The sequence below is a fragment of the Desertihabitans aurantiacus genome (assembly GCF_003344635.1).
In the GTDB taxonomy this organism is placed as follows: Bacteria; Actinomycetota; Actinomycetes; order Propionibacteriales; family Propionibacteriaceae; genus Desertihabitans; species Desertihabitans aurantiacus.
Genome location: NZ_QPKK01000145.1, coordinates 1 through 10,057 on the forward strand (window position 1 = coordinate 1; position 10,057 = coordinate 10,057).

Below are 10,057 nucleotides of genomic sequence, written 5' to 3' on the forward strand. Positions count from 1 at the left end.
CCTGCGCGGCAGCCTCGGCAGCCGCGCTGGCGTCCGCGTCCGCCGCGGCGGTGGCCGCCGCGGTGGCGTCGGTGTTGTCGTCGGAGTCCGGGTCGGCGGCCGCCTGGGCCGCGGCCTCGGAGGCCGCGTTGGCGTCGCTGTCCGCAGCGGCGCTGGCAGCGGCCGAGGCGGAGGCGTTGGCATCGTCGTCATCGTCCGGGGCGGCCAGCTTGACGGTGGCCGACGCGAGGTCGATGTCGACCAGCGGGTCGCCGGGGAGGAGGGCGATGCTCAGCGCGGACTGGGTGAACGAGTCCGCGTCCTCACCGCGCGGGTCGACGAAGTCGCCCGGCGTCTCCTGCACGTTCACCGTGACGGCGAGCAGGCTGGTCGCAACGCCGTCGATCACCGGGTCGAGCGCGGTGGCGAGGGTGTCCACGACCGGTGTGACGGCCGTCTCGGCCAGCCCGGCGCCGGTCACCGCTTCCAGCAGGGGACTGGTCAGGTTGTCGAGGATTCCCGTCAGCAGCGGCGCGAGCGCGTTGGTCAGCGCGCTGAGGTTCAGACCGGCGAGGTCGAGCGCCACCGCGGTCGTCGGCTCCTCGGCGCCTTCCGCCCCGGTGAACCCTCCGAGGGTGCCGTCGAGCGTGATCGCGAGGTCAGCGACCGGCAGCCCGGCGAGGGTGACGTCCCCGGTGATGGCGATGGTGAGGTCGGCGCTGTTCAGGGCGTCGTTCACCGTGTCGACCACCAGGGCCGGGACGGTGTCGAGCACCGCCGCGATCTCGGTGTTGATGGCCTCGATCGTCTCGGCGTCGAGCAGCTCGGTGTTCGGCGGGAGGTCGTCCAGCGTCCCGCTGGTCACCATGGCCGCGAGGTCGACCACGATCTCGCCGGTGCTCAGGTTGATGGTGACGCCGTTCTCCTCCTCGCCGATCGGCTGGGAGAGCACGTTGGCCAGCGCGGTCTCCAGGTCGAGGTCGAGGGTCGCCGTGACGTCCAGCTCCTCCACCTCGCCCAGCGGCGGGAGGATGGGCACCGGCTGCAGCGCGGAGTTCACGGTGTTCCGGATCGCTGCCAGCGACGGTGCGACGGCGTCGTCGATCACCCCGCCCTCGGCGGTGATGGCGTTGACGTCGGTGGAGACGTCTCCCACCAACCCGTTCAGGCTGGTGACCGTCGCCTCCGTCGCCGGGCTGGTGAGGGTGAGCGTGCCATCGCCGATCTGGTAGTCACCGACGTAGCTGCCCTCGTCGTCCACCGTGGCCAGACCGGAGACCGCGCCCAGCTCCAGGCTCGCCTCATCGAGCAGGGCGCTCAGTCCGGCCCGGTCGAGCAGCGGGGTGAGGTTCACGCTGGCCTGCTGGGCGGGGTCGTCCACGGCGGCGATGTCGATGGCGCCGGACTCGGTGACGGCACCGGAGGAGGCGAAGGGCACCCCGCCGGTCTCGCTGCGGCCGTACTGCTCGAGGGCGCCGAGCTCGATCAGGCCCTCGGTACCGAACAGGGGCACGCCGACCTCGGCGTCGACCAGACCGCTGAGCACGCTGGCGTCGATGTTCTCGAAGCCGGCGCCGGGGTTGGACGCGTCGGCGAAGTACGCGCCGTCCAGCTCGGCGACGGTGTTGAGGTTCAGGGCCCCGGCGTCGCCGGTGAGGAGCCTTCCCTCGGCCTCGGCACGGTCCACCTCGGCCGCCTGGCTGGCTGTCGGCATCAGGGCGATGGTGGACACCACCGCTGCAGCGGCAGCGAGAGCGATCGGGACGCGGGGGCGCAAGCCCATGGGGGATCCTCCGAGCGGTGAGCGAACGTTCTAGGGCCGGCGACATGGCCCGTTCTGCTGGTTCCCCCGAATCAGCGGGCCTGGTGGCCCGAGCCAAGTAGACCCGCAAGGCACCGTGCTGTGCAACTCCTCCGAGCCGGAGTCGGACGAGGAGGGTCCGGCTCGGACAGGAGCAGGACGACCCCGGTGCGGTGCCAGGGGTGAGGTCGCGCGCACCGGGTACGACGCACTCGTGCAGACCTCCGTCGGTGGCGCCCCGTCCTCACCCGGCGTCCGCGGGACGACCTGGGAGCCGGGCAGGTGAAGGTCCTCCACTGGCACGTGCACGGGTCCTGGTCCACCTCGTTCGTGGCCGGTGCGCACGACTACGTGGTGCCCCTGCTCCCCGACCGCAGCGCCGACGGCGGCGGGCGGGCGCGGTCCTGGGACTGGCCGGCGTCGGCCCGCGAGGTGCCGGCCGACCAGCTGCGGGACGAGCCGTTGGATGTCGTGGTGCTGCAGCGGCCGCACGAGCTGGAGCTGGTCGAGCGCTGGACGGGCCGGCGTCCCGGACACGACCTGCCGGCGGTCTACCTGGAGCACAACGCCCCGACCGGGCACGCGGTCCGCAGCCGGCACCCGGTGGCCGACCGCGACGACATCCCGGTCGTGCACGTCACCTGGTTCAACCAGATGGCCTGGGACTGCGGGCGGGCGCCCACTTCGGTGGTCGAGCACGGGATCATCGACCCCGGCCACCGCTACACCGGTGAGCGGGCGTCGCTGGCCGCCGTGGTCAACGAACCGGTCCGCCGCTGGCGCGTGGCCGGCACCGACCTGCTGCTGCGGATCGCGGGCGAGCTCGACGTCGACGTCCACGGCATCGACTCCCACCTGCTGCCGGCCGCCGCGGCCGAGCACGGGGTCGACCTGCCGGCCACTCGGGTGCACAACCTCTCCCAGCAGGAGCTGCACGACCGGATCGCCTCCCACCGGGCCTACCTGCACCCCTACCGCTGGACGAGTCTGGGCCTCTCCCTGCTGGAGGCGATGATGCTGGGCATGCCCGTGCTGGCGCTGGCCACCACCGAGCACCCGCGGGCGGTGCCCGACGGGGCCGGCCTGGTCAGCAACGACCTGGAGGAGCTCCTCGCCACCGCACGGCGCTGGATGGACGACCCGGAGGAGGCCCGGGCAGCGGGGCTGGTGGCTCGTGAGCACGCCCTCGGCCACTACGGGATCGACCGCTTCCTCGCCGACTGGGACCGGGTGCTGGCGCAGGCGGCACGCTGAGCGGCCGGGCGGGCCCACCAGGCTGGTCGCGGGCACGGCTCAGCCGAGGCGGCGGCCGTCCCGGTCGAAACGGTGCAGCCGCTGCGGGGCCACCACGCACCGCACCGGGTCACCCGGGCGGAGCCACACGGTGCCGACGTGCTGGCGCAGCGTGAAGGAGGTCCTGCCGTCGCGGCACACGACGTCCTGGGCCGAGCCGGTGAACTCACACAGCTCGACAGTCCCTTCGACCAGCAGGTGCCCAGCCGGGGCCGCCTCTCCTGGCTCGAGCAGCCGGCCGTCCTCGGCCCGCCAGCCGAGCAGGCCGCCGTCCACGCCTGGCTGCAGGTTCATCTGCGGCGATCCGACGAAGGTGGCCACGAAGCGGTCGACCGGCTGGGCGTAGACCTGCTCGGGCCGGTCCGCCTGGACCACCCGTCCGTCCCGCATCACCACCAGGTGGTCCGCCATGGTCAGCGCCTCGTGCTGGTCGTGGGTCACCATCAGCACCGTGGCGCCGATCTCGCGGTGCAGCCGCTGCAGCCCGGCCCGGGCCGAGATCCGCAGCTGGGCGTCGAGCGCAGCCAGCGGCTCGTCGAGCAGCAGCACCGGAGGTCGGCGGACCACCGCCCGGGCCAGCGCCACCCGCTGCCGCTGACCGCCGCTGAGCTGGTCCGGGCGACGTCGCAGCAGCTCGTCGAGCTCGAGCATCTCCGCAACCTCCTGCGTGCGTCGGGCGATCTCGGCCCGGGACGGCTGCCGATCGCGTCGGTGCCGGGCTTGCAGCCGGAGGCCGAAGGAGATGTTCGCGGCGACGTCCATGTGCGGGTACAGGGCGTAGTCCTGGAACACCATCGCGACGCCGCGCTCGCCGGCCGGGACCCGCGTGAGGTCCGCGCCGTCGGCCAGCAGGGCGCCCGAGGTGACCGGTTCCAGCCCGGAGAGCACCCGGAGCAGGGTCGACTTGCCGCAACCGGAAGGGCCGACCACGGCGGTGAACGAACCAGCCGGGACGTGCAGGTCGGTGTGGTCCAGCGCCACGGTGCTGCCGTAGTGCTTGCTGAGGTCGCGCAGCTCGAGGTCGCTGGCGGTGGTGGTGGTCATCGGGCTCCTGCCTGCATGAAGGCGTCGGTGATCCGGCGCGCGGCGACGAGGTAGACGAGCAGGATGGGCAGGCTCGTCAGCGTGCTGGCGGCCAGCAGACCGCCGTAGTCGGTGCCCTCGGCGGTGACGAACTGGGACAGCCCGATCTGGACGGTGGTGTCCTCGGTCCTCGGCGTGATGAGCAGCGGCCACAGGTACTCGTTCCAGGTGGTGATGAAGACCAGCACGGCCACCGCCGCGATCGCCGGCCGCAGCGCGGGCAGCACCACGTACCAGAGCACCTCCCGCGGCAGCGCTCCCTCCAGCCGAGCCGCCTGCGCGGCCGAGACCGGCATCGCGCGGACGTGCTGCACCAGCACCAGCACCGCCAGCGCGGACGAGCCGAGCTGGGGCACGATCAGCCCGGCCTCGGTGTTCAACCACCCCAGCCGGGTGGCCATCAGGTACTGCGGGATGATCAGCGCCTGCGGCGGGATGGCCAGGGAGACGGTGAGCAGGGCCAGCACCGGACGCCGGGCCCGCGGGGTGAGGTGCACCAGGGCGAAGGCAGCCAGGCACCCGATCACCACCTGCCCGACGGCGACGGCGCTCGCCATCACGAAGGTGTTCCCCACCAAGGTGGCCACCGGCCACTCCGCCAGCACCCGGGTGTAGTGCTCCAGCGTCGGCCAGGACGGCGTCAGCCCGTAGATCCGGGAGGTGGGGCGGAACGAGCTCAGCAGTGCCCAGACCACGGCGAACAGCAGGGACACCACCGCACCGCAGAGCGCCAGGTGCCAGAGCAGACCTCCGACCCGTGCTCGTCCCGCCCCGTCGGGCAGGAGCTCACGACCGGCCACGACGCCTCCTGACTGCCTCGGCCGCCAGCGCGGCGAGGGCGAAGAACACCAGCACCAGCACGGAGGCGGTGGAGGCCATGCCCGTCTCGAAGTAGCCGAAGCCGAGGGTGTGGATCCGGTGGTAGACGTTGTCGGTGACGCCATCCGGGCCGCCCTGGGTGAGCACCGAGACGTTGGTGAACGACCACTGACCGGCCAGCACCACGCTGAGCAGCCCGAGCAGCACCGTGGTGCTGCGCAGCTGGGGCAGCACGACGAACCACACCACCTCGAAGCCGGTCGCCCCTTCCAGCCGGGCCGCCTCCACCGCCCGGCGGTCCAGACCGGAGAGGGCCGCGCTGAAGAGCAGCATGTTGAACGCCACCACCCGGGCGGCTGTCACCACGACGATCACCGGCAGCGCCCAAGCAGGGTCACCCAGCCAGTTCACCGCCGGCAGCCCGACCCGGCCGGTCACCTCGTTGACCAGCCCGTTGAGCGGGTTGAGCAGGAACCGCCAGGCCACGGCGACCGCGACCGGTGCCACCATCGCCGGCACGAACAGCAGCGACCGGTAGATCGTGCTGGCCCGACCCGGGCGTGCCCACAGCAGCACCGCCAGCAGCAGCGGGACCGCGGTGGAGAACGGCAGCAGGGCGACGGCGTAGAGGAGGGTCTGCCCGGCCGCCTGGGCGAACTCGGGCTCCGACAGCAGCCGGCGCAGGTTGTCCAGCCCCACGAACTCCGCCGTCGGGCTGGTCAGGTTCCAGTCCAGGAGGCTGAGCACCACCGTGGCCAGCACCGGGAGGTAGATCCAGACGCCCACCACGAGCAGCAGCGGCAGCAGGTAGGACCAGCCCGCCAGCCCCGGTCGTCGCCGGCGAGCGACGACCGGGGCCTGTGCGGCGAGGGTCGCGGCGGCGGTCACGGCGCCCCGACGAGCTCGCGGATCCGGTTCGCTGTGCTGGTCAGGGAGCTCTGCGGATCGGCTCCACGGAGCACGACCGGCTCGACGGCCTCGTCCTGCAGCAGCTGGGTCGCCTGGTTGGACCGCGGCCCGGGGAAGGACTGGTAGGCCTGCATCTGGTCGAGCTGCTCGATGGTCGGCACCAGCAGCGGGTTCTCCTCCAGCCACCCGGCCAGCTCTCCCTCGACCACGCTCTGCCGCAGCGGCAGGTAGCCGATCTCGGTGGCGATCAGCTGGTAGCCCTCCTCGCTGGTCAGGAACGAGATCAGCTCCCAGGCCGCCCGCTGGCGGGCCTCGTCCTCGCTCAACGACACCAGCGCGGCCCCGGAGTGGGTCGGCGCCGCCGGTGCGCTGCCGAAGCCGGGGAAGGCGGTGGTGCGCAGCTCGAAGTTGCCCTCCGCCGCGTCCTGCACCGTGCCGAGCACCGCGGTGCTGATCACCAGCATGCCGAGGTCCCCGGTGGTGAAGGCCGCCATCGCGTCGTCGACGGCGACCGCAGGCTGCAGGCCGTCGGTGGTCAGCGACTGGATCTGCCGGATCCCCTCGACCGAGGCCGGCGAGTCCAGTGTGATGGTGCCACCGGCGTCCAGCACGCCGCCGCCGGCGCTGTTCATCACCGACTGGGTCAGGTAGTCGGACTTGCCCGGGTCCGCCATCGCGAAGTAGACGCCCTCGGCCCCCGTTCCGACGATGGCGGTCGCGGCGGTGCGCACCTCCTCGATGGTGGCCGGCGGCTGGTCGGGGTCGAGACCGGCCTGCTCGAACAGGTCGGCGTTGTAGAGCACGGTCGGGATGGAGATCGTGTAGGGCAGGGCGTAGGTGCTGCCGTCACGGGTGCCGGTCGCCACCGGGCCGGGGACGATACCGGAGACATGGGCGTCCCAGCCGTCGCCGGCCAGCTCGTCCAGCGGTTGCACCGGCAGGGTCTCCAGGCCCTCGGCCAGCTTGCTGTAGCCCAGCTGCACCACGTCCGGCGGCTCCCCGGCCGCCGTGGCGGCGCGGGCGGAGGTGAGCACATCGGCGACCGGCACCGACTGCGGCTCGACGGTGATCTCGGGGTGCAGCTCGGCGAACCGGTCGAGCAGGGCCTGGGTCCCGGTGCCGGCGGAGCCCTGGGTCCCGTAGTTGTAGGAGCTGAAGGTGATGGTGACCGAGCCGGGATCGGCGGCCGGAGCGCTGGCCGAGCAGGCGGCCGCCGACAGCAGCAGGGCTCCGGCGAGCAGCGGGACGAGGGCGCGGGTGGAGACGGATCTCATGGCATTGCCTTCCGGTGGACGGGCGTCAGGAGGTGGCCGGGGTGCTGCTGACCGGCTCGGAGGTGGTGGCGAGATCGAGGGGCTGGCCGACCCGGGCCACGGTCACCGGGCCGTCGAACACCTCCGCGGCCCGCGAGCGGTGCCACTCGTGGTCGGCGGGGTCGGCGCTGGCGAAGTGGGTGAGGGCGAGCTCCCGCGCACCGGCCTCCCGCGCCGCCCGCCCCGCCTCGACGGAGCTGAGGTGGCCGTGCCCGCTGCGGTCGGGATCGCGCAGGGTGCTCTCGCACAGCAGCAGGTCCACACCCTCGGCCAGCAGCGCCAGCTCCGGGGTGGGTCCGGTGTCGCCGGTGTAGACCAAGGACGTCCCGTCGTCGGCCTCGACCCGTGTCCCGCAGTTGGGTGCGACGTGCTCGAGCAGCCGCCAGTGCAGCCGCAGACCACCGACCGCCACGGTGTCGCCGGGCCGGTACTCCACCACCTCGAAGCCGAGCTCGAAGGCGCGGTCGAGCACCGGGTGGCTGGTCACCGGGAACAGCCGGGCCCAGGCGCGCAGGGTCTCCCCCGCCCCCTCGGGCACGTAGAGCGGCACCGGGGGCAGTTCGGAGAGCTCGGTCCGTCCCGAGGACGGGTCGAGGGCCAGCCGCTGGTTGAGCAGCATCTTGCCGATCGGCAGCAGGTCGAGCATGTGGTCGGTGTGCAGGTGGCTCACCACCACCGCGTGTGGACGGGCGTCCGGGACGGCGCTGAGCCCGAGGGCGGTGCCGGGACCGGCGTCCAGCATCACGGTGGTGTCGCCGTGACGGACCAGGTAGCCGGAGCTGGCCTGTCCGCCGGTCGGCATCCCGGCCATCCGGCCGAGGGGGAGGAGCTGCATGGTCAACCTTCGTCCGGGGCCCGCGGACCGGGCCGTCGTGACCATCGTGGGAGGCCCGGCCAGGGCCAACAAGGAGCGTCTGGTGAACCGACGATCACACCAGCGGATCGATCTCGCTCAGGCCGCGTCGGCACCTCCCGCCGACGCCGCCAGGGCGACCAGGCGTTCCAGCAGCCACCCGCTGATCGGCTCGGCGGGCCGGGGGACGAAGGCGTGCAGCTGCAGCACCGGTTCCGGTGGCCCGAGACGCAGCACCGCCATCCCGCTGGCCCGGTTCTGGTCGCCACGCGGCGCGGAGCAGAAGCCGACGGTGTCGGTGACCTCCAGCTCCAGCAGGTAGCTGGCCAGGTCCGTGCTCGTCTCGGCGGGCCGGAGCCGGACCCCCTGGCTCGCAGCAGCGGGCAGCAGCACCTGCTCGATCCGGTTCCCGAGCCCGCGCAGGCCGGTGAGGTAGCGGAACCGTTCCAGCTCGGCGTAGCCGACGAGGTCGCGGTCGGCCAGCGGGTGACCGCGGCGCACGGTGGCCACCACGGGGACGTCCAGCAGGTGCACCGAGTCCACGCGGTGGTGGTCGATCGGGCCGTAGCCCAGCCCGAGGTCGAGCTCACCGTGCTCCAGCGCGAGCAGCTGGTCGTCGGTGCTCATCTCGCGCAGCAACGTGCTGAGCTGGGGCAGCTGGTCGCGCAGCTGGCCGAGCAGGGGGAGCAGCAGCAGCCGAGCCGCCGGGTAGTTGGCGCCGATCCGTAACGCACCACGACGGCCGGCCGCCGCCTCGCGGGTGAGCTGCACCGCGTCGTCGAGATGGGTGAGGATCTGCTCGACCTCCCGCTTGAAGACCTCGCCGGCGGTGGTCAGCTCGACCCGGCGGGAGGTCCGGTGCAGCAGCCGGGCCCCGACGTCGTGCTCCAGCCGCTGGAGCTGCTGGCTGACCGAGGACTGACCGAGGAAGAGCCGCTCCGCGGCGCGGCCGAAGTGGCGCTCCTCGGCGAGCACCAGGAACAGCCGCAGATGGCGAAGCTCCACGGGGACATGGCAGCACCCGGTGGTGAACGGCGGGAGAACGTCGGCAGACGCAGGAACGCGCTGTGCCGGGGAAGTCGGGTGGGCCTAACTGGACTTGAACCAGTGACCTCTGCCTTATCAGGGCAGCGCTCTAACCGTCTGAGCTATAGGCCCGGGAGGTGCGTCAGCACCGAGGGGAGATACTAGCCCACCGGTGCGGACGCGCCAAACCTCAGTCGTCGGTCTCGGCCAGCGTCACCTGCAGACCACCGAGCATGGCGGCGCCGAGGTTGTAGAGGAACGAGGCGACGGTGCTGATCGCGGTGATCAGCAGCACGTCGACCACGGCCAGCAGCGCGGTCGCACCGAGCACCCGCGGGCCGTTGACGTACTCCTCCAGCCGGAACGGGTCGGCGTCACCGGGGGCGGCGAGCATGCTGGTGACGGCGTCGTTGACCCCCTGGAACAGACCGGACGTCTGCAGCACCCACCAGACGAAGGCCACGGCCACCCACATCGCGATCCCGGCGGCGATGGAGAACAGGAACGACATCTTCATCACCGACCACGGGTCGATCCGGGACAGCCGCAGCCGGGCACGCCGCGGCTTGCGCGCGGCGGCCGCCTTCGCGCCGGCGCTGCCGTCGGTCGCCGCCGGCTCCTTCATCGAGCCGCTCACCGTGGTGAGCGCGCCGGTGCCGACCACCTCGGTGCTCGCCTCCTCGCCCTTCTGCGCGGTCCGCTGCGGGGTGGCGGTCTGCTGCGCGGTGGCGTCCGGGGTCGTCGGACGCTCGGCCTCTGCCGGGGCCCCACCGGCGCCGCCCTGCGGCGGCTGGAAGGCGACGGGCCGGTTGACCCGGGTCGGGTTGCTGTCGGTGGGCGAACCGCCGGGACGCTGGTCGGCCGAGGTCTTGCTCCAGGCGTCGGAGGGCTGGTTGCGAACCGGACGCTGCGGTTGCCCGCCCGACGCGGCGGGCGTGGACGAGCCGGCAGCGGCGCCGGCGGCAGCACCCGCACCCTGCG

Annotated in this window: 9 protein-coding genes and 1 tRNA gene; 1 reads left to right on the forward strand and 9 read right to left on the reverse strand. The window is 72.8% G+C overall.

Going from position 1 to position 10,057, the window contains the following annotated elements; all coding sequences use genetic code 11:
* Positions 1-1,693 (reverse strand): choice-of-anchor G family protein (locus tag DVA66_RS20925; protein ID WP_198671705.1); only part of this gene is annotated, 1,693 nt, incomplete at its 3' end.
* Between the two features lie 369 nt (positions 1,694-2,062).
* Between DVA66_RS20925 and DVA66_RS12255 the strand changes: the two genes are divergently transcribed.
* Complete coding sequence (locus DVA66_RS12255) at positions 2,063-3,034, forward strand: glycosyltransferase (RefSeq protein ID WP_114560346.1); 972 nt, start codon at positions 2,063-2,065, stop codon at positions 3,032-3,034.
* A gap of 39 nt (positions 3,035-3,073) precedes the next feature.
* Here the strand turns inward: DVA66_RS12255 and DVA66_RS12260 are convergent, their stop codons facing one another.
* The 8 genes from DVA66_RS12260 to DVA66_RS12295 form a co-directional block, all read right to left on the reverse strand.
* A complete protein-coding gene (locus DVA66_RS12260; protein ID WP_114560347.1) occupies positions 3,074-4,117 on the reverse strand; it encodes an ABC transporter ATP-binding protein in 1,044 nt (347 codons plus the stop codon).
* Complete coding sequence (locus DVA66_RS12265; protein ID WP_198671706.1) at positions 4,114-4,956, reverse strand: carbohydrate ABC transporter permease; 843 nt, start codon at positions 4,954-4,956, stop codon at positions 4,114-4,116. Before DVA66_RS12265 ends, DVA66_RS12260 begins: the two co-directional genes overlap by 4 nt.
* Positions 4,943-5,863 (reverse strand): carbohydrate ABC transporter permease, encoded by a 921-nt coding sequence (locus tag DVA66_RS12270; protein ID WP_114560348.1) that lies wholly within the window; start codon positions 5,861-5,863, stop codon positions 4,943-4,945. The genes DVA66_RS12265 and DVA66_RS12270 overlap by 14 nt, the downstream gene beginning before the upstream one ends.
* Positions 5,860-7,158 carry an ABC transporter substrate-binding protein gene (locus DVA66_RS12275; protein ID WP_198671707.1) on the reverse strand — a complete coding sequence of 433 codons (1,299 nt, stop codon included), beginning with the start codon at positions 7,156-7,158 and terminating at the stop codon, positions 5,860-5,862. The genes DVA66_RS12270 and DVA66_RS12275 overlap by 4 nt, the downstream gene beginning before the upstream one ends.
* Positions 7,159-7,183: 25 nt before the next feature.
* Positions 7,184-8,032 (reverse strand): MBL fold metallo-hydrolase, encoded by an 849-nt coding sequence (locus tag DVA66_RS12280; protein WP_114560349.1) that lies wholly within the window; start codon positions 8,030-8,032, stop codon positions 7,184-7,186.
* A 117-nt stretch (positions 8,033-8,149) separates the two neighbouring features.
* Positions 8,150-9,055 (reverse strand): LysR family transcriptional regulator, encoded by a 906-nt coding sequence (locus DVA66_RS12285; protein WP_114560350.1) that lies wholly within the window; start codon positions 9,053-9,055, stop codon positions 8,150-8,152.
* Between the two features lie 79 nt (positions 9,056-9,134).
* Positions 9,135-9,208 (reverse strand) — tRNA-Ile (locus DVA66_RS12290).
* A gap of 58 nt (positions 9,209-9,266) precedes the next feature.
* On the reverse strand, positions 9,267-10,057 hold a 791-nt coding region (locus DVA66_RS12295), incomplete at its 5' end, for a DUF3566 domain-containing protein (protein WP_157973975.1).